This is a genomic window from Maribacter sp. (assembly GCF_039974175.1).
In the GTDB taxonomy this organism is placed as follows: domain Bacteria; phylum Bacteroidota; class Bacteroidia; order Flavobacteriales; family Flavobacteriaceae; genus Maribacter_C.
This window is the reverse complement of record NZ_JBDWJN010000010.1, coordinates 531,250-550,927: the sequence shown is the minus strand read 5'-3', so window position 1 is coordinate 550,927 and position 19,678 is coordinate 531,250. Positions and strand designations below refer to the sequence as shown.

The window sequence follows — 19,678 nt, the reverse complement described above, 5'->3', positions numbered from 1 at the left end:
GTACTCGGCTTTCTGTAATAGCAGCTTTGTCAACAGGTCAGTCAATATGCACCGAAATAGCAAAGACCTAAAAAATAACCCGGTATTGATGTAACTATTTAATTTTTTCAGACTCTCTTATGTAGTTCACGCGTTAAATATAAGTTATGAAGGCTACAATCAATAAAATTAAAATACCTGCTCTCTTCCATGTTTTTCTAATGGCCATTATCATGAGCTGTAACACGGCTATTTTTGCTCAGGCAGAAGAACTTTGGTTCGGCACCTATACCGATGATCTAGGCAAAGTACAGCAAGGGAGATTCAACATTATCAAGGAAGGAAGGGCGTTACTTAAGATCGAACTTGCTCCCTATGGTAAATCGCCTATGGAGTTTACAGTAATAAAGAATGATACCACACAAAGATTTGTGGAAATTTCTTGGCCAGATAAGCCTACAAGGGTTGCCACACTAATTCAATATACAGATGGCTATTATGCTGGAAATTTTGAAGATGGTACGTCGATACTTCCAATTGTCATAAAGCAGTTTAATTTTCAAGATGCCCAGTTGCAGGGAAATTGGTTCAAACCAAGTCAGACGGAGGTAAAGATTATAGAAAACGTCCTTAAGCTTATAGATAGTGATGAACACTGGAACAAAAATGACAATAGGGTTTGTAAACAAAGTGCTTCTTACAGCCTCTTCTGCGCGCTATACGAATCTTCAATTGAAGTCGATCAAGAGTACCGCCATTTAAGACCAGCCGTAAAATTTGTACGAGATGCGATTCAAAAAAAATATCCAAAAAAATATGATCACGTACTCGTCGACTTCAACAATGCACAAGAAGTAACACTAGAAGAGCTTCATGAAATTTTGAATATCGCAAAGGCAAACTTGATAAAAGCCATAGCGAAACCTTGAAGGCAAGTGTTAAGACGCCACAAAATTCACCAAAGTTCCTATTCCTTCAATGGCAATTCGTGTCTCATCGCCCACCTGCAGCGTAAATTCGTCTGGTGGAATAATACCCGTTCCGGTCATTAGAAAGCAACCCTGTGGAAAATTGCACTCCCGAAACAAATAGTCTACCAAATCTTGAAGTTCGCGTTTCATGGTATTAATAGATACCTCTCCTGAGAAGACAGTTTGTGCATCACGTAGAATTTCCAAGCTAATCATGGTATTGGAATCAATTGATCCTTCACAAACATAAATACAAGGCCCCAAGGCGGCACAACCTTCATAGGTTTTTGCCTGTGGAAGGTATAGCGGGTTCTCCCCTTCTATGCTGCGCGAACTCATGTCATTACCAATGGTATATCCTTCAATAGTTCCTTTGGCACTCACCAAAAGTGCTAATTCGGGTTCTGGAACATTCCAATCAGAATCTTTTCGAATACGAACGGCACCTCTATGTGGTACTGTCCGCTGGGCTGTTGCTTTAAAAAACAGTTCAGGTCGTTCGGCATCATACACCCTATCGTAAAAAGTACCTCCACCCGCATCTTTAGATTCTTCCATACGAGCTTCTTTGCTACGCATATAGGTTACTCCAGATGCCCAAATTTCTTGGGTTCCCATTGGAATTTCCAAAACATCTAAATTGACATCGTCAACCTCGGTTAAGCCCACCAGTTCGTTCAATAACCATTGATACAAGTTTGAACGGTTGAGAAAGTTATCCCAATCATCAACTTCCATGGTGAAAAATTGATTTTCGTGCTCGATTACGGCTCCGGCCCTTATTTTATATACCTTCATTGAATACGGATTGTTGGCTCGTTAGATGGTTTGACAATAACGCTATTTAAATGCTGTTTTTAGAATCGTCTGCATGATCTTCGAATCTTGGTCGAGGTCTTTATACTTCATTCGTTCTTCTTTCAGTGCTAATTTCATACTAGCGATAATTTTCGAATACTTAAGATCAGAGATGGCATTGTGCAGCTCCTTTGGGTCTTCTTGTAAATCAAAGAACTCCCATGCGGGTTTTGAAATCACTTTAGATGTTCCTTTTTTGTCTAAATCTTGACCGTAGAAAAAGGCCAGCTTGTAGCGTTCATTGCGAATTCCAAAGTGTGCCGGGCGTTCAGGATGATGCAACCAATAGCGATAGTACATTTGTTTGCGCCAACTATCGGGGGTATTCCCCTTTAAATTCTCACGAAAACTTTGACCCTGCATGTACGCCGGTCTATCAATGCCTGCATAATCGGCTAGTAGCGCAGCGAAATCTATGTTGAGAATAATATCGTCAATGCGTTGCCCTCCCTTGATTTCCTTTGGATAACGAATTACAAAAGGCATACGAAGCGATTCTTCATAGATCATGCGTTTATCGAAAAAACCATGTTCTCCTAAAAAATAACCCTGGTCAGCCGTGTAGACTACAATAGTATTATCGGCAATGCCTTCTTTTTCAAGAAAGTCTAAAAGCTTACCAATATTATCATCAATGGCCGCGCCACAACGCATAAAATCTTTCACCAGTTTCTGGTGGATCTTTTTTCGTTTTTGAATACTATCTAAGCCATCTAGAGGATATGGCAGTCCCGGGTATGTCGTCCACCAATTCTCTGGATCTTTTGTAGCATTGTCCCAGCGGATACCCAATTTTTCAAGTTTTTGACCAACAAAGGTCCTTCCCGTAGTTTCAGGCTTAAAATCAAAAAGAGATTCAGGCCCAGGAATTTCCACATCGACATACAAATGCTTAAAACGTTCGGGATAATCAAAAGGTTCGTGGGTAGCCTTGAAATTACAGAACATCAAAAAGGGCTTTGAAGTATCACGTTGCTCTAGATGTTCAATCGTTAAATCGGTAATTACATCAGTCGAAAATCCTGTATATTCCTTTCCTAACTGACTATTACGGCCGTCTTGCCAGTTTTCCTCTGTTTTAAGTATCGGATTCCAATACCGTCCCTGCCCAGGTAGCACGTTGAAATGGTCAAACCCTTCTGGCTTATCTACCAAATGCCATTTACCAATAATGGCCGTTTGATATCCGATTTCGGAAAGTGTTTTCGCAATATTGGGATGCCCTTTAGGTAGCGGTTCGTTCAAGGTATATACCTGATTGATGTGACTGTATTGCCCTGTCAAAATACTTCCGCGACTGGGTGTACAAATACTATTCGTACAAAATGCATTATTCAACACAGTGCCCTCATTGGCAAGCCTTTTGATATTGTCGTTCTGAACATAGTCAGCCAATGCTCCACCGTAAATTCCCCACGCCTGTGACGTATGATCATCAGATAGAATAAACAAAACATTGGGTCTGTCGTCAGATTTTGATTCCGTTTGAGGCACTACGGATATCGAAAAAAGAGTTCCAAGAAAAAGAAAAATTAGGTTTTTTGGTTTTCGATAAAAAAAATTCATTACAGTTGGTTGATGAAACAAGATACTAAAGAAATCTGTTAAAATGTAGCGCATTATGCTTTTCCGGGGTTTAAATCGAAAAAACAGGTTGTTCGTCTGAGTTTTAAAATTTAATACCCAAAACCGACGTTTTCCACTTTTAAACAATAAAACCCTAAACCCTATTCCTATGGAAAATCATCAGATGCCCAATTCACCAATGGTAAGTCAATTAACTGACGAAGCAAGAGTTACGTTTTACAAAAAAACCTATGCCCACTTAGCCGGAGCGGTACTTTTGTTTATTCTTGTTGAGACCTTATTCTTTCAAATTGATGTCATCGTTAATTTCGCATTGTCGCTAACCGGTGGTGTTAGCTGGTTGCTGCTTTTGGGCGGATTTATGTTGGTTACCAACTATGCTGAAAAAATGGCCCTTAGTAGTACTAATACCAATATGCACTATGCGGGTCTTATTCTGTATGTTATAGCAGAGGCCTTTATCTTTATTCCGCTCATCTTTATAGCTATGATGATGGCCGAAGATGGAGCTTTTGATATTCTGAATCAAGCCGCTATTTTGACTTTATGCTTATTCACTGGTCTTTCAGCTATTGTTTTTCTTACCAAAAAGGATTTTTCATTTTTAAAGTCGGCCTTAACCCTCGGTGGTTTTATCGCAATAGGTTTGATAGTAGCTGGAACTTTGTTTGGTTTTAATCTCGGACTCTGGTTCAGTGCCGGAATGGTAATACTAGCCTCTGGATCTATTCTATACCAAACTTCAAATATGATTCACAAGTACCAAGAAGACCAACATGTGGCAGCCTCTTTAGGCCTATTCGCCTCGTTAATGTTGTTATTCTGGTACATACTCAGTATACTATCAAGTGATTAACAAGCCTAGCCATATAAATTCAAAGCCCTGATACATGATCAGGGCTTTTTTTGTGAGATTTCGTACTTTCAATGCATCTAAAATACAATCTTATGAAAACCATACTACCCATAATTGCCCTTTTTTTAATATTCTCCTGCAAAACAACCCAACCTACCGCAACTGATGATGAAGCTGCTATACGGTCGATTCTTGCCCAACAGCAGAAAGCGTGGTCGGAAAACGATATCGAGGGGTTTATGTCGGGTTACTGGAAGTCTGAAGAACTAACCTATTACAGCGGAGGGAAAATTACGAAAGGCTGGCAGACCACTTTGGCCAACTACAAACGAAACTACCCTACTGCAAAGGAAACTGGTACGCTAAATTTTGAAATCGCAAACATCACCAAGATCAATGCCGATGCCTATTGGGTAATGGGAAGTTATTTTTTAAGCCGAGAAGCGGGAGATGCCAACGGAACCTTTATGATCGTTTTTAAAAGGATTAACGGAGAATGGAAGATCATCGGAGATTCTTCTTGTTGAGCAACACTTAATAACTTGTTTCATCTAAAATCACTTTGCCCTTAAAGGTACGGTATACAAAATAGGTGTACCCCAATACCAAAGGCCCGCCAATGGCAACCATGCGCATCATAATTTTGAGTGTTTTGGTAGATGCAGCGGCATTGTAGACATCAATACTATATTCAGGCGAAATAGTAGAAAACAATAAGGTGGGGTACAGTTCGATAGCAACCAACGCTAGCAAAAAACTTATGGTCAGCGCGGAGAAGAAAAATGCCCATCGATACCTCTTTTTACTTGCCAAACGGGTCACATTCGCTATACTCAAAAAAGTGGCAACAGGAACAACAAATAAGGTAGGATTGTTTTTGAATGCATCTGATAAATGGGGAATATATAACAGGGTATAAATGGTGGTAATACTAAAACAAATGATAAAAAAGATTATTCCTCGCTTTAGTAACAAGGTCAACTTTTCGTAGAGTTTTCCTTCTGTTTTCAACAATAAATAAATGGCACCGTGAGCCATAAAAAGGGAAAGTGTAGTCAAACCGGTCAGCAAGGCATACGGGTTTAAAAACTCAAAGAAGCCAGCACCTTGATACTGATAATCGGCACCAAGAGCGATGCCCTGAAGTACGTTTCCTAAAACCACTCCTAAAAGAAAGGCCAGCATAATGCTAGAAACGCTATAGCCAATATCCCACGTTTTTCTCCACCATTTCATTTCCTCCTTCCCTCGAAACTCAATAGATATGGCCCTAAAAATGATAAAAACCAAGAAAAGTATAAAAGGGGTATACATAGAAGAAAACAAAGTGGCATACATCACAGGAAATCCAGCAAACAAAGCGCCACCGCCAATGACCAACCAAACCTCATTGCCATCCCATACAGGACCTACTGCATTTAAAGCAATTCTACGACTTTGTTCTTTTTTAAAAAACAAATGCCATGCCCCAGCCCCAAAATCGAAGCCGTCTAAAATCGCGTAACCTGAAAACAAAGCGCCTATTACCAAATACCACCAAGTTGGGTAATCCAATCCTAAAAAAGTTTCCATAGTATTTATTTTCCAGTTACTACATTGGTTATTTCACGTGTTAAGGGCCTATTATTTGCATCTCCTTCTTCATAAGGGCCATGCTTAATCTTCTTATTGAGCAGATATACGAACAATAAAAAAAGAATGGCATACACCACCATAAAGAGAATCAATGAAAACAGTATCTGGTTTGCGGTAACAGCTTGTGAAAAAGCGTCTGAGGTACGTAAGAGGCCATAAACAACCCATGGTTGTCGCCCCATTTCAGCGGCAAACCATCCTACTTGATTTGCGATTTGAGGCAGGAAGGCTGCAAATACGAAAGTCCATAGCAACCACCTTTTATCAAACAGTTTTCCACGCCACCATGCATAACAACCATATAGTGATAAGGCTATTAAAAACATACCAATACTAATCATAATATGATAGAATTGAAATACGGCATTAATCTGCGACGGGCGATCTTCTGCTGGAAAAGCATTGAGCCCAGTGACCGGAGCCTCAAAATCATAATCAATTAAAAAAGAAAGCCCTCCTGGAATTTTAAGTCCATTTACTTCTTGTTTTTCTTTGTCAACCCATCCCAGCAGGTACATATCGGCAGGGGCCGATTGCGCAAAATGGCCCTCCATGGCAGCCAATTTTGCTGGCTGATTTTTGGCAACCCCATCTGCGGAACTATGGCCAGACACCAGCTGTGCTAACGAAAAAATGGTAGCAACAACCAAGGTAATTTTGAAGGCCTTTTTAGAAATTTCAACATACCTTCCTTTAATAATGTAATAGGCATGAACGCTTAAAATCAGAAAAGCGCCTGCTAAAAAAGCGCCCAACCAAACGTGCATGATGCGATCAACACTAGACGGATTGAACACCATAGCCCAAAAATCAGTGATTTCGGCACGGGCGTTTAGACCATCCCCAACGATATGATATCCGGCCGGAGTTTGCTGCCAACTATTAGCAACCACAATCCATATTGCCGAAAACATCGAACCCAAAAAGACACCAATGGTAGAAACCATATGCACCCATGGTTTAACCCGATTCCACCCAAATAACAGCACTCCAAGGAATCCACTTTCTAAAGCAAAAGCAAATATCCCTTCAGCAGCCAGGGCACTACCGAATATGTCGCCTACATATCTTGAATACACTGCCCAGTTAGTACCGAACTCAAATTCCATCACAATACCAGTAACCACACCGATACCAAATGTTAGTGCGAATATCTTAGTCCAGAATTTTGCTAGCGTATGATATTCTTTATTTTTAGTGATGATATAACGACTCTCGAAGACGACCATCAATAAACCAATACCGATACTAAGAGGGGGATAAATGTAGTGAAAAGCAATTGTGAAGGCGAACTGTAGACGGGCGAGAATTTCAACATCCATGATACGAAATTTTACATATCAAAGATACGGCACAAGGTCCGGTTTATGAGTTAAAAACATGCGAATTACCACTCGTTTTTGCAATAATTGTATTAAAATTTTCTATGAGGAAGAAAGGGAGAAATATCCATAGAAGCTTTTTTTCCATCAACGATTTCAGAAACCAATTTTCCTGTTGCCGGACCCAAGCTCCAGCCCATCATAGCATGACCTGTAGCAAAAATCAGATTCTTTACTTTAGATGACCGGCCAATATACGGAAGCCCATCAGGGGTGACTGGCCGCATACCCGCTTTTGCTTGTGATTTTTCTTCGGTAGTTATTTTCAGTTCGGGATAATATTTTTGGGCTCCTGCCGCAATGGCTTCAACCCGTTCTTTTCGTATGGTATCATTAATTCCCGAAAACTCCATGGTACCTGCAAAACGCGTAAATCCTTTCATTGGTGTTACAGCCATACTCGACTCCATAAGCACTGCAGGCATTGAAATACCCAATGGTCGTTTAACATTAATTCGATATCCTTTACCCGCTTGTAGTGGTAGCTTAATACTCAACCGCTTTGACAAAATTCCAGTCCAAGAACCGGCTGCTAAAATGAATTCATCAGCCGAAAGCTCACCCTTAGATGTTTTAACCGTATTAATCTGACCGTTGTTTACGTACAAATCCAAGACTTCTTCATTGGTTCTAATATCCACTCCCACACTGCTGAGATACTGCAGCATCTTGGGCATAATTTCAGTGGGCGTTGTGTGGCCATCACACTCATAATGAATGGCACCTTCTGCGTCTATTTCAATATTGGGTTCAAGTTTAGAAAGTTGTGATTTGTCGAGTTCATTCACCTCCAACCCTAGAAAGCTCGCTTTTCTGGCAACTTCCATTTCATGCTCGTAAGAAGCCTGGGTTTTATAGATCATCAACAAACCTTTGCGTTCAAGTTGAAAATCACCAAGATCACCGGAGGCCTTAATTGCTTCGAACAGATCTCGACTTAAAAGGTTAATATCTTTTATAACCGGAATTGCTTTTTCGACCTTGGCCTTTGTAGACGACTTTTTGAAATACCAAGACCACTTGAAAAAATCGACATCCCAGCGCGGTTTCATATAAAACGGACTCCTAGAATCAAACATCCACTTAAGTCCCTGAGTTATTTTACCTGGAGATGCCATGGGGATGATATGGCTAGGGGTCAAATAACCTGCGTTTACGAAGGAGGCGCCAGAAGTAATATCAGATTTGTCTATTACTGTTACCTGGTGGCCTTCTTTTTGTAGAAAATAGGCTGAGCTTAATCCTACGATACCTCCGCCGATAATGATAATTTTTTTACTCATTTTTCAGGAAACAATTTTAAAAAATCAAATCACTTGAAATCCATGTGCATATGGATCGTCATCGTCGATGCTTATGGTGTTGTGCCCGTATATTTTTGCCCAACCTTGAATGCTTGGGGTGATGGCGCTGATATTCATCAAACTGGTTTCTGACTCCACGCGACCTATAAATTTTGAACCAATAAAACTTTCATGAATAAACGCTTCGCCAATTTTCAATTTTCCTTTGGCATACCACTGTGCCATACGCGCTGAGGTTCCTGTACCACAAGGCGAACGGTCTATGGCCTTATCACCATAAAACACAGCATTTCGTGCCGTTGCTTCAGACGAAATGGTGTCGCCAGCCCATAGTATATGACTGACATCACGAATGGTACTGTCTTCTGGATGAATGAATTTGTCTGGGTATTTTTTATTAATCTTCGCTCTGATTTCTTGACTATATTGAATCAATTCGCTAGCGGTAAAATCTTGTATACCAGAAAAATTTGGTTGTGGATCGATAATGGCATAATAATTCCCTCCATAGGAAACATCAAAAACTAACTCACCCAATGCTTCACAATGAACTGTTAGTGCTGTGGCCGCTAAATACGCCTTTACATTGGTAAGTTTTACCCAATCTACTTTATTGGCCGTTTGCTGGTAGTCAATCTGTACCAGCCCCGCCGGGGTCTCCATGCGCACTTTACCTGGAATTTTTGGATGTATCAAACCTTCTTCAATACCAATTGTAATGGCTCCAATAGTTCCATGCCCGCACATGGGAAGGCATCCGCTGGTTTCTATAAAAAGAATTCCAAAATCGTTTTCGGGCGCTGAAGGAGGATAAAAAATACTACCGCTCATCATATCGTGCCCTCGGGGTTCGAACATTAATCCTTTGCGTATCCAGTCGTACTCCTTGAGAAAATGTTGCCGTTTTTCACTCATGGTAGCGCCTTGTAAATCGGGGCCTCCCTCCTTTACTACCCTTACCGGATTTCCACAGGTATGAGCATCGATGCAAGTGAATATGCGCCTTCCCATCAATAATTATTAAATCGCATCACTATTAAGTTTTCCGTTTACAGATCTATTAATTGCTAACGGATTGGCATTCTTTAATTCATTAGGTAAGAGATCATCAGGCCAATTTTGGAAACTAAATGGCCGTACCCATCTTTTGATAGATTGAGTGCCGACAGCCGTAAAACGACTATCGGTAGAAGCAGGATACGGTCCGCCATGTTGCATTGAAGGGCAGACTTCCACTCCTGTGGGAACGCCGTTAAAAATAATGCGCCCCACCCTATTCTGTAAAGCGGTTATTACTTGAGGGTATTTTGCTATTTCATTCGTATCTGAAATAATAGTACCTGTTAATTGCCCTTCGAGATTGTTAATGATTTCTTGTAATTCTGCAGCATCTTTACACTGTACAACCATTGAGAACGGCCCAAAGACCTCGTGGTGTAGTTTTGTATTTTCTAAAAAGGTTTTCCCTTCAACGGTAACAACAGCCTGACGGGCGTAGTTTACGTTGACCTCCGACCCATAGTCGGCCGCCACCACTAAGCCAGATTGATCAATAGCGGTCTGCTTATTCTTTTCATAGGCACCAACAATCTTTGGGTGAAGCATGCAAGAAGGCTCGATTCTTACGATTTCATCGGATAGGTTTTGAACAAACTGGGTAAGTGATTCACCTGCTATGCCTAAAAGCAGTCCTGGATTTGTACAAAACTGTCCTGACCCAACCGTAATAGAGCCCGCATAGGTTTTTGCTAGCTCAACAGCTCTATTTCTTAAAGCTTCCGGCAGTATGATAACCGGATTGATGCTTCCCATTTCGGCAAAAACAGGAATAGGTTCGTCGCGTTGAGCCGCCAAATCAAAAAGCGCCCGGCCACCGACTATACTTCCTGTAAAGCCAACGGCTTTCACCTGTGGATGTTTTACGAGCTGTACCCCTACTTCGATACCGCTGCTATTTAAATTAGAAAAAACGCCATTAGGCATTCCGGTTGCTTCGGCCGCCTTGATTATGGCCGAAGCTACCAATTCTCCTGTTCCGGCATGCATAGGGTGTGATTTCACTATCACCGGGCAACCGGCGGCCAAAGCTGCCGCAGTATCGCCTCCCGCCGTAGAGAAGGCTAATGGAAAATTACTTGCCCCAAATACAACAACAGGGCCGAGTGGAACCAACATTTTTCTTAAATCTGGTTTTGGGGCTGGTGATCTATCGGGAATAGCGGTATCGATGGTTGCATCAACCCATGAACCTTCATCTAATAAAGCGGCAAATGCTCTGAGTTGACCCATGGTTCTTCCTCGCTCTCCTTTTGCCCTTCCTTCCGGCAAGCCTGATTCTGAACAATACGTTTGTATCAACGTATCGTCTAAAGCCAAAATATTATCTGCTATTGCATTTAAAAAAGCAGCTTTTTCCTTCCCTGATTTCTGATTGTAAGCTATATACGCATCTGAGGCTAAAAAAACTGCCTCATTGATCTCTTCGGTACTCGCCTCTACAAACTCATTCTCGTTTTCAATATTTAACAAGGGGTTAAAGGTGGTATAGGTTTTTGTACCGTTACCCGCCAATCTATTCCCAACGTAATTTTTTCCTGTAATCATCTTTCTTGAATTCTTTTTAGATGTGCTTCAATATCCACCGGTTTATGGACCACTTTTTGCGAAACCGGATATTTTTCCAACAGTGCTGCTGGCCGAATAGGTCTCTTCACAAAATTTCCACCGCAATTCGGACAAACTTCATGCAATAGTTCTTCAACACAGCTTACGCAAAAAGTACATTCAAATGTACAAATCATTGCCTCTTCAGAATCAAATGGCAACGATTTATTACAATTTTCACAAGTGGGCCTTATTTCTAACACACTTCCAAAGATTTATATTCAGGTAAGGTAGGTCGGGTTCGCAGTCCCTCTTCAATTATACGTTGCACCCGTATACGTTCGGCTCCTTGTAATGGTAAACGCGGTTCTCGTACATTTTCTGTTCCCAAACCAGTAGCTACTTCGGCGAGCTTAATATTTTGCACCAACTGTGGGCTTATATCTAATTCAAGCAAGGGCATAAACCATCTGTAGATCTCCAATGCTTCGGCCATTCTTCCTGCCTTGACGAGCTTACAAATGGCAACTGTTTCTGCAGGGAAAGCACAAACTAATCCGGCGACCCAACCATCTGCTCCAGCAGCAATGCTCTCCAAAGCCAAGGTATCGACCCCACAAAGAATATTCAAACGGTTGCCGAATCGATTTCGGATTCGGGTGACGTTCGATATGTCGCGAGTCGATTCTTTAACTGCTTTAATATTATCATTCACCAGCAGCTCTTCAAACATATCTAAAGTTACGTCTATCTTATAATCTACTGGGTTATTGTAAATCATAATTGGTAACTCAGTATTTTTTGCAATGGTGTTGAAATACTGTACCGTTTCATAGTCAGTTGATTTATAACGCATTGGCGGAAGCATCATAAGACCATGGGCACCATAGCGTTCCGCTTTATGAGCCGCTTCCACCGCTCCTTTTGTCGTTTGTTCTGCAATATTGATTACAACGGGTACTTTATCTTCGACGATACGAACGGTTTCTTCTATTAAAATTCGCTTCTCATCATCGGTAAGGGTGCTTGCTTCACCAAGCGTACCTCCTAGAATGATGCCATTAACACCCGCTTCAAGTTGTGCATTAATGTTTACTTCAAACATCTTCATGTTCAGTTCATCATTTTCTGTAAACTTTGTGGTTACTGCCGGCATGACACCGGTCCATTCTACTTTCATAGCCTATTCTTTATTATTTTCAACAAAAATAAAATGAAAAACCATAGTGTGGTTACTTTCATTTTATCCAAAATTGAGATTTTATTATCCAATAAATCAATACTTTTGAGTATTGTAGTATAATATTCGCCTATATCTTGTTAAATGAGAGTCCAGCCTTTTCAGATTGTAAAGCCCTTACACGAGAACCTAATTGTACAAATTGATAAGGGCAAGGGGTTTTACAACAACTTGCATCGGCACAATGAAATACAACTCAGCCTTGTCGTAAAAGGATTTGGAAAACTGATCGTAGGTGATAGCGTTCATCAATTTCGAGATGGCGACTTTTTTGCAATCGGTGGAAATTGCCCTCACCTTTTTAAATCTGAAGGAGCGCAAGGTACCGTACACATGATTTCCTTATTCTTTACCCCGGAAACCTTTGGTAAAGAATTTTTTACCCTTTCCGATCTGGCGGAAGTAAGACCTTTCTTTGACTTTGTTCAGGATGGTTTTCAAATAATATCGGGCCAACAAGAAATTGGCGATCGGATATTAGAGTTTTCCCAGGCCTCTAAAACGACCCGCGTGGTCTTATTTATAGCGTTGCTGCAGCAGCTAGTGAAGGCAAACAGAAAATCATTGACCAGCTTTACCTATCCTAAAGAAATCGGGAATTTGGCCGGAAAAAGAATGCAGCTTGTATTTGACTATGTACTTCATAATTTTGATAAGGAAGTAAAGCTTGAGGTGGTGTCAGATCTTGTTCACATGACTCCGAATGCCTTCTGTAAATTCTTTAAAAAGCGCACCAACAAAACTTTTTTTCAGTTTTTAATCGAGTTAAGAATAGAGCATGCAAGTCAATTATTGAGAAACAACCAGGAGGATGTCTCTATAGCTGAAGTTTCAGAACGCTCAGGATTTAAGTCAATATCCAACTTCAATCGCAAATTCAAGTTGTTTAAAGGCACGGTGCCGTCACGCTATAGAAAATCGCTGTAATTAACCGACAATTAACGATGTATAAAAGAAATTCAATCTTCAACAACACCGAATTTATACACACAATTCGAGGTATAGACCTCGCCTGGTTGCAGCAGGGTACTGGGAAAATCAGCTTGGTTGGGTGAATCAGGAAAATGCTGGGTTTCTAGGCAAAAAGATCCTCTAAATACATAAGGTTTCCCACTTTTTCCAATGGTTTTACCACCCATGAAATTGCCCCCGTAAAATTGAACACCGGGTTCGTCAGTATACACTTCCATTGTTCTACCGCTAGCAGGCTCGACTACTTTTGCGCACAAAACCAAACCTTCTGCATTTTTTGGGGAATCATTCAAGACAAAATTATGGTCGTAACCATTACCAATTTTGAGCTGATCAAAGTCAGCATCTATATCCTTACCTATTGCCTTTGGTATTGTAAAATCAAAAGGAGTTCCTGTGACCATGGCGATCTCTCCTGTAGGAATGAGTCCTGAATCAACTGGAGTGTAACTATCAGCATTGATCATTAAAATGTGATCGTTAATATCTCCATTTCCTTCGCCTTTTAAATTAAAAAAAGAGTGATGTGTGAGATTTACCACAGTAGTCTTGTCTGTACTCGCTTTATAACTGATTTTCAACTCATTATCATCTGTTAAGGTATAAGACACTTTAACTGACAGATTCCCTGGATAACCTTCTTCCATGTCTGGGGAAACCCTTGAAAAATCGATGCGGTTTGTAGTTGCATTTTCTACCTTCCAAACCACACTTTCAAAGCCTTTATCTCCGCCGTGCAGGTGATTATCATTGTTGTTTTTAACCAGTTCATAGCTATTTTCTCCAATCTTGAATCTTCCCTTTGCAATGCGATTGCCATAACGACCGATTATGGAACCCCAATATGATTTTGGCCCATTAACGAACTGGTCTAAGGTTCCATATCCAAGTACAACATCTTCGAAGTTTCCAAACTTATCAGGCACATGTAAAGAAACCAAACGCTGACCGAAATTGGTAAAGGTTACTTCAAGTCCGTTCTTATTAGATAAGACGTACAATTTAATAGAATCTCCCTCAACTACCCCTTCAAAATCTTCCGGTGAAATACTGGTTTTTAGCGCTGTCATTTGCTGCGATTCGACCTCCTTCTTTTTTTCTTCTCTGCAAGCGGATAGACAAAGCATTAAAGAAAGTGCGGTTAATAAAATTCTCATTATTGTGATTTGCTTTTAGTTAGCATTACTCGAAGTTACAAGGTAATGAAAAAAGTGAAATTCTATTACAAGGCCCAGTTCCTTAAGTTTTCACTATTTTTGGAGAATTTCTAACTCAAGAAAACTCTCAAATGAAAAGAATCCTCCTTTGCAGCCTTGCTTTGGCCATGTCCTGCAACACCTCCCAAAAAACGGTTACCGAAACAACAACTGCCCAGGCCCCAGCCGTAAGTGCTACCACCTATGCGGAGACTATCACTGAAGCTGAATTAAAAGAGCTGCTGTATGTGTATGCCTCAGATGAATATGAAGGTAGAGAAACGGGCAGCCCAGGTCAAAAAAAGGCCGTAGCCTACATCAAGGCCCAATATGAAAAATTAGGAATTCCAGCGGCAAAGTCCGACGGAGATTATTTTCAAAAAGTACCCTTAGAGATAGGTAAGTTGCCAACTGGAACTGTAAAACTCAATGGAACCAGTTATACTATAGGTGAGCACATACTTTCATTTTCCCCTGCTGCAGAGTCTTTTGAAACCATTGCCTATGCAGGTTATGGCATTGAAGATGGCGATTATAGCGATTATGCGAATCTTGATGTTACAGGTAAATATGTTTTGGTGAAGGCAGGAGAGCCCAAAAATGAAGATGGCACCTACCAACTGTCAGGAACAAGCACAAAATCTTTATGGAGCAACCTGTCGGAATCGCTTAATAAGAGAATTGCATTGGCCAAAGATAAAGGTGCAAAAGGAATACTGTACTTTGATCAAAACAATTATCCGCGCTTCAAAAGTCGATTTGATTATATGAAAGGGCAAGACCGCGGTAGTATGGCACTAAAAGAGGCCACAGGTCAAACTTTTACAAGCTTCTTTATTGACGCTAACTTTTCAAAAAACCTTCTGCCAGAAATCGAAACTGATGATGTGGCTAAACTTGTTTCAGCAAAAATAGATTTTCAAGTTGAAAGTAGTAATGATGAAGTTAGTTCAGAAAACGTAGCCGCTATTTTGAAAGGTTCGGAAAAACCGGAGGAGTATATCATCATTTCCTCACATCTCGATCATATAGGTGTGAATTCAGATGGTGAAATTAATAACGGAGCTGATGATGATGGTTCTGGTACCGTTGCTGTTATAGAAATCGCAGAAGCCTTTAAAAAGGCAGCCGACGCGGGCAATGGGCCCAAACGATCTATTGTGTTCTTACATGTTACGGGTGAAGAAAAAGGCTTGTTAGGATCGCAATATTATACTGACATCGATCCTATAGTACCTTTGGCAAAAACGGTTGCAAATTTAAATATTGACATGATAGGTCGCATTGATCCAAAACGAGATGGTGATCGCAACTACATTTATTTAATAGGCTCCGATAAGTTAAGCACAGATTTGCATTCCCTCTCTGAAGAAGTGAATTCGAAATACATGAATATTGAACTAGATTATACGTATAATGATGAGAATGATCCAAACCGTTTCTATTACAGAAGTGATCATTACAATTTTGCTAAAAATAATATTCCCATCATTTTTTATTTCAATGGAACACATGATGACTATCACAGACCTACAGATACCCCAGATAAAATAAACTATGATTTGTTAAAAAATAGATCACAATTGATATTTCATACCGCCTGGGAGGTGGCCAATAGAAATCAACGCGTTATAGTTGATAAGGTAAGTAGGTAATAGCAAAAGTATCATTTACAAAAGTCTTGCTAGTAGCGAGACTTTTTTTTGGATGTTATTTTACTCACGAGAAGTAGCAATTGGGAAGCGGGGCATAAATAATCAATGTCAATAAACCAAAGCTTTTATATACGTGTGGAAGACCGGGTTCACCTCGACACGCTCGACACAGGCCTCTCACCCTAGCTTTAGTTTCAAAATAAAAAAGTCCCAACGTTTTACCGAAGGGACCTTTACACCTATTTTAGGGTGGAAGACCGGGTTCGAACCGGCGACTTCTGGTACCACAAACCAGCGCTCTAACCAGCTGAGCTACAACCACCATTTGTAAGCGACTGCAAAGGTAATTTTTTTTAATTAATCTTTCAAAATAAACCTTCTAAAAAGAACTTTGCATTGTAGTGTCATGATGCAGCCTTGGGTAAGGCATCATTTAGATCATATTTCCTCAATATCGCAAAGCAACATGCAACATATAAACTCGCAGGTCTTGGATTGAAAAATCAACGCAAAATACATGATCATAGGGTCTTACATCTTATTTAAATCATTTCACAACATAAATTATTAGTGGGTTATACAATGGCCTACATTTATAGATCGAACCTTACCTATTTGAATGCATTTAACCAAGACCAACTTTTTTACTTTAAAAATTCCGGTAAAGGCACTGTCTATGTTGTGTTTTGGAATATTATTTTTTGTAAACGTCTCCCATGGCCAACAGAACGTACGAGACAGTCTTATACGGTTGCTACAAAAAACCGAGGCAAACAAAAGTTTCAATGAAAAAGACACCGTTCATGTAAACCTGCTAAACCAACTCGGTGAAAACCTGAGGTTTTATAAAGCTGACAGTCTCCTACTTGTTGCTGAACAAGCCCATACGCACAGTATTGCCATTGATTATACTATCGGGCATATAGAGGCACTTGGCAATATAGGCGATTACTATTCGGATAAGGGCAATCATGAAAAAGCCATTCAAAATTACCAGGCCGCTTTAAAAATAGCAAAAGAAAAAAATGAAACCGCTCTCCTACTGGCTGCTCAAAACCAACTGGCAAATCAGTATACATTCCATGGCGACTATGCAAAAGCACTGGAGGTCTATTTGCAGGGAATCGAAATAGCTACCGAGACAGAACATAAACGCATGCTCGCTGTGCTCAATGAAAATATTGCCTTACTCTATGCCGAGCAAAAAGATTATGAACAGGCCTTGTATTATTTTAAAATCGTAAAAAAACTGAACGAAGAGATCGGCGACGAAGTATTTACGGCCTACAGTACTAGTAATATGGCTTCTATATATGCAGATATAGGTAATCTTGAGTATGCAATGTACCATATTACCAATAGCATTGCTGTTTTTGAAAAGGAAGAATTGATGGACTGGCTTGCTTTTGGCTATGAGGTAAAAGGAAAAACCTATTTAAAGCAGGGTAAATACAAATGGGCCATCTTTTGGTATGACCAAAGCCAGGCGCTACATAATAATAGTGTAGAAGATGAGAGAAGTGAAATTAGCCTTCTAAATGGAATAGCGGAAGCCCATATGGGGCTTCAAAAAGATGATATATCTGAAAAATATGCTTTGTCAGCCTTAGAAATTTCTTCGAGGTTAAACGAAAATAATGGTATTCAAAAGAGCGCCGAAATACTTTATAAAATAAGTAAAAAGAAGAAGGACTATTTAAGTGCGCTAAATTACCATGAACTTTTTCAAAGATTATCGGATACGATTGCCAAGAACGGCAGTGAAAAGAATCTTTTGATGCTCAAAACTAAAATGAACCATGAGCAACAAAAGCAAAGCCTAATTGCAGCCAATGAAAAGGCATTGACAAAACAAAAAAATTACGTTTATGCCTCCCTTGCCATTTTATTAATCCTCGCAATAATTACCTTACTGGTAGGAAGAAGCGAGAAAATACAGAAAAAACTTAATAGAGAGTTGCATTCAAAGAAGGCTGATCTTGAAAACAATGAAATTGAACTTCGGGCCATTAACCAAACGAAAGACAAAATGTTTTCCATTATTGGACATGACCTGAGGGGACCAATAGGTGCGTTTCAGGGCTTATTGCAACTTTTAAAAAATGGGGAGATTAACCAAACCGAGTTTATGAAATTTGTTCCGAAATTGCGGATGGATATCGACAATATTTCGTTTACCCTGAACAATTTACTTTCATGGGGACAAACACAAATGAATGGCACTATAACCCAACCCTCAGTGGTTTCTTTAGAACATCTTGTTCAGGACAATATTAAGCTCTTATCGGAAATTGCCAGTAATAAAGCAATTAAATTGGTGAGTCGACTCAGTGAAAATACCTTAGCATGGTCTGATGCCGATCAAATCGATATTGTCATTCGCAATTTGATGAGCAACGCCTTAAAATTTACTCCTAAAAACGGATTAGTTACTATTGATGCCCAAGAAAAGGAGGGATATTGGGAGGTTTCGGTTAGCGATACAGGTGTTGGTATAGACCAAGAAGCACAAGATAAAATTTTTGCCCAAAACTCAAATGTTACCACCTATGGTACAGACAATGAAAAAGGTACCGGTCTTGGTTTATCGTTATGCAAAGAAATGGTAGAAAACAACAAAGGTTCAATTTGGGTAGAAAGCGTTCCACGCAAGGGATCTTGTTTTTACTTTACGGTGCCAACAGCAAAAAAAAAATCATTACAGCAAGCAAGCTAGATAAGATCGTCTAAACTTCGTATTGCAGGATATCGTTCTGAGTTAAAACCTTCGGCGTACTCGCTATTGATGTATCTTCCTAAGTCACGTGCACGATAGGTTACGCTATCAATAAAATTTCTACTACTAATTGGTGTTTCAGGCTCGTCGCTTTTTGGGTCATAAAACTGAGAGCTATACGCTAAAATTGAAGCTACTTTTTTATCTATAAACCCGCTAACATCAACAACAAAATCTGGTTCTAGATTTTTCCATTGTATATAATGGTAGACTCGTTTTGGTCGCCATGCGTCTTGCCATTGGTCATCACCCTCCAATTTGGTATCCAACTTAATCAAACCGCTCAAGAAACAGGCATCGCTTACCAATTTACTCCCCTTGCCGTGATCAATATGGCGATCTTCAACTGCATTGCACAGCACGATTTCGGGACGATACTTTCGTATCATGCGAATTACTGCCAGCTGATGTTCTCTATCATTCGTAAAAAAACCGTCCGCAAATTCAAGATTCTCACGTACGGAAAGTCCTAAAATTTCAGCAGATCGAGCGGCTTCTTGATCTCGAATTTCTGCGGAACCCCTGGTGCCCAATTCTCCCCTAGTCAAATCTACTACACCCACTTTTTTTCCGAGAGAAATTTCTTTAGCGATCGTCGCTCCTGCTCCTAATTCAACATCGTCGGGGTGAGCGCCAAAGGCCAATATGTCTAGTTTCATGTAT

17 protein-coding genes and 1 tRNA gene are annotated in these 19,678 nt (G+C 40.2%); 6 read left to right on the top strand and 12 right to left on the bottom strand.

Annotated elements, in window-relative coordinates; all coding sequences use genetic code 11:
• The first annotated feature begins 146 nt into the window (after positions 1 to 146).
• Entirely contained in the window at positions 147 to 908 is a 762-nt protein-coding gene (locus tag ABJN95_RS11505) for a hypothetical protein (protein WP_348370545.1), read from the top strand.
• 9 nt (positions 909 to 917) lie between these two features.
• Here ABJN95_RS11505 and ABJN95_RS11500 read toward each other — a convergent pair whose 3' ends face one another.
• Positions 918 to 1,748, bottom strand: coding sequence for a fumarylacetoacetate hydrolase family protein (locus ABJN95_RS11500; protein WP_348370544.1), 831 nt, complete (start codon positions 1,746 to 1,748; stop codon positions 918 to 920).
• Positions 1,749 to 1,790: 42 nt separating this feature from the next.
• Positions 1,791 to 3,374 carry a sulfatase gene (locus ABJN95_RS11495; protein WP_348370543.1) on the bottom strand — a complete coding sequence of 528 codons (1,584 nt, stop codon included), beginning with the start codon at positions 3,372 to 3,374 and terminating at the stop codon, positions 1,791 to 1,793.
• A 169-nt stretch (positions 3,375 to 3,543) separates the two neighbouring features.
• Here ABJN95_RS11495 and ABJN95_RS11490 point away from each other — a divergent pair, with 169 nt between their 5' ends.
• On the top strand, positions 3,544 to 4,251 hold the full coding sequence (locus tag ABJN95_RS11490) for a Bax inhibitor-1 family protein (protein ID WP_348370542.1): 708 nt from the start codon (positions 3,544 to 3,546) through the stop codon (positions 4,249 to 4,251).
• A gap of 92 nt (positions 4,252 to 4,343) precedes the next feature.
• On the top strand, positions 4,344 to 4,778 hold the full coding sequence (locus ABJN95_RS11485) for a nuclear transport factor 2 family protein (RefSeq protein WP_348370541.1): 435 nt from the start codon (positions 4,344 to 4,346) through the stop codon (positions 4,776 to 4,778).
• A gap of 7 nt (positions 4,779 to 4,785) precedes the next feature.
• Here ABJN95_RS11485 and cydB read toward each other — a convergent pair whose 3' ends face one another.
• From cydB to ABJN95_RS11450, 7 genes are all read right to left on the bottom strand, one after another.
• Positions 4,786 to 5,823 carry a cytochrome d ubiquinol oxidase subunit II gene (gene cydB / locus ABJN95_RS11480; protein WP_348370540.1) on the bottom strand — a complete coding sequence of 346 codons (1,038 nt, stop codon included), beginning with the start codon at positions 5,821 to 5,823 and terminating at the stop codon, positions 4,786 to 4,788.
• 5 nt (positions 5,824 to 5,828) lie between these two features.
• Positions 5,829 to 7,208 (bottom strand): cytochrome ubiquinol oxidase subunit I, encoded by a 1,380-nt coding sequence (locus tag ABJN95_RS11475; RefSeq protein WP_348370539.1) that lies wholly within the window; start codon positions 7,206 to 7,208, stop codon positions 5,829 to 5,831.
• A 92-nt stretch (positions 7,209 to 7,300) separates the two neighbouring features.
• Entirely contained in the window at positions 7,301 to 8,551 is a 1,251-nt protein-coding gene (locus ABJN95_RS11470; RefSeq protein ID WP_348370538.1) for an FAD-dependent oxidoreductase, read from the bottom strand.
• A gap of 24 nt (positions 8,552 to 8,575) precedes the next feature.
• A complete protein-coding gene (locus tag ABJN95_RS11465) occupies positions 8,576 to 9,583 on the bottom strand; it encodes a 4-hydroxyproline epimerase (RefSeq protein ID WP_348370537.1) in 1,008 nt (335 codons plus the stop codon).
• Between the two features lie 9 nt (positions 9,584 to 9,592).
• Positions 9,593 to 11,176, bottom strand: coding sequence for an aldehyde dehydrogenase (NADP(+)) (locus ABJN95_RS11460; RefSeq protein ID WP_348370536.1), 1,584 nt, complete (start codon positions 11,174 to 11,176; stop codon positions 9,593 to 9,595).
• Positions 11,173 to 11,439, bottom strand: coding sequence for a DUF1272 domain-containing protein (locus ABJN95_RS11455; RefSeq protein ID WP_348370535.1), 267 nt, complete (start codon positions 11,437 to 11,439; stop codon positions 11,173 to 11,175). The genes ABJN95_RS11460 and ABJN95_RS11455 overlap by 4 nt, the downstream gene beginning before the upstream one ends.
• The gene (locus tag ABJN95_RS11450) at positions 11,433 to 12,356 is read right to left on the bottom strand and encodes a dihydrodipicolinate synthase family protein (RefSeq protein ID WP_348370534.1); all 924 of its coding nucleotides are present in this window, start codon (positions 12,354 to 12,356) and stop codon (positions 11,433 to 11,435) included. The genes ABJN95_RS11455 and ABJN95_RS11450 overlap by 7 nt, the downstream gene beginning before the upstream one ends.
• 144 nt (positions 12,357 to 12,500) lie before the next feature.
• Between ABJN95_RS11450 and ABJN95_RS11445 the strand changes: the two genes are divergently transcribed.
• Positions 12,501 to 13,343 carry an AraC family transcriptional regulator gene (locus tag ABJN95_RS11445; RefSeq protein WP_348370533.1) on the top strand — a complete coding sequence of 281 codons (843 nt, stop codon included), beginning with the start codon at positions 12,501 to 12,503 and terminating at the stop codon, positions 13,341 to 13,343.
• Between the two features lie 32 nt (positions 13,344 to 13,375).
• Here the strand turns inward: ABJN95_RS11445 and ABJN95_RS11440 are convergent, their stop codons facing one another.
• On the bottom strand, positions 13,376 to 14,545 hold the full coding sequence (locus tag ABJN95_RS11440; protein ID WP_348370532.1) for an aldose epimerase family protein: 1,170 nt from the start codon (positions 14,543 to 14,545) through the stop codon (positions 13,376 to 13,378).
• Between the two features lie 131 nt (positions 14,546 to 14,676).
• Between ABJN95_RS11440 and ABJN95_RS11435 the strand changes: the two genes are divergently transcribed.
• On the top strand, positions 14,677 to 16,239 hold the full coding sequence (locus ABJN95_RS11435; RefSeq protein ID WP_348370531.1) for a M28 family peptidase: 1,563 nt from the start codon (positions 14,677 to 14,679) through the stop codon (positions 16,237 to 16,239).
• 247 nt (positions 16,240 to 16,486) lie between these two features.
• Here the strand turns inward: ABJN95_RS11435 and ABJN95_RS11430 are convergent.
• Positions 16,487 to 16,562 (bottom strand) — tRNA-His (locus tag ABJN95_RS11430).
• Positions 16,563 to 16,858: 296 nt separating this feature from the next.
• Between ABJN95_RS11430 and ABJN95_RS11425 the strand changes: the two genes are divergently transcribed.
• The gene (locus ABJN95_RS11425; RefSeq protein ID WP_348370530.1) at positions 16,859 to 18,955 is read left to right on the top strand and encodes a tetratricopeptide repeat-containing sensor histidine kinase; all 2,097 of its coding nucleotides are present in this window, start codon (positions 16,859 to 16,861) and stop codon (positions 18,953 to 18,955) included.
• Here the strand turns inward: ABJN95_RS11425 and bshB1 are convergent.
• A complete protein-coding gene (gene bshB1, locus ABJN95_RS11420; protein WP_348370529.1) occupies positions 18,952 to 19,674 on the bottom strand; it encodes a bacillithiol biosynthesis deacetylase BshB1 in 723 nt (240 codons plus the stop codon). The genes ABJN95_RS11425 and bshB1 overlap by 4 nt on opposite strands.
• Between the last annotated feature and the right edge of the window lie 4 nt (positions 19,675 to 19,678).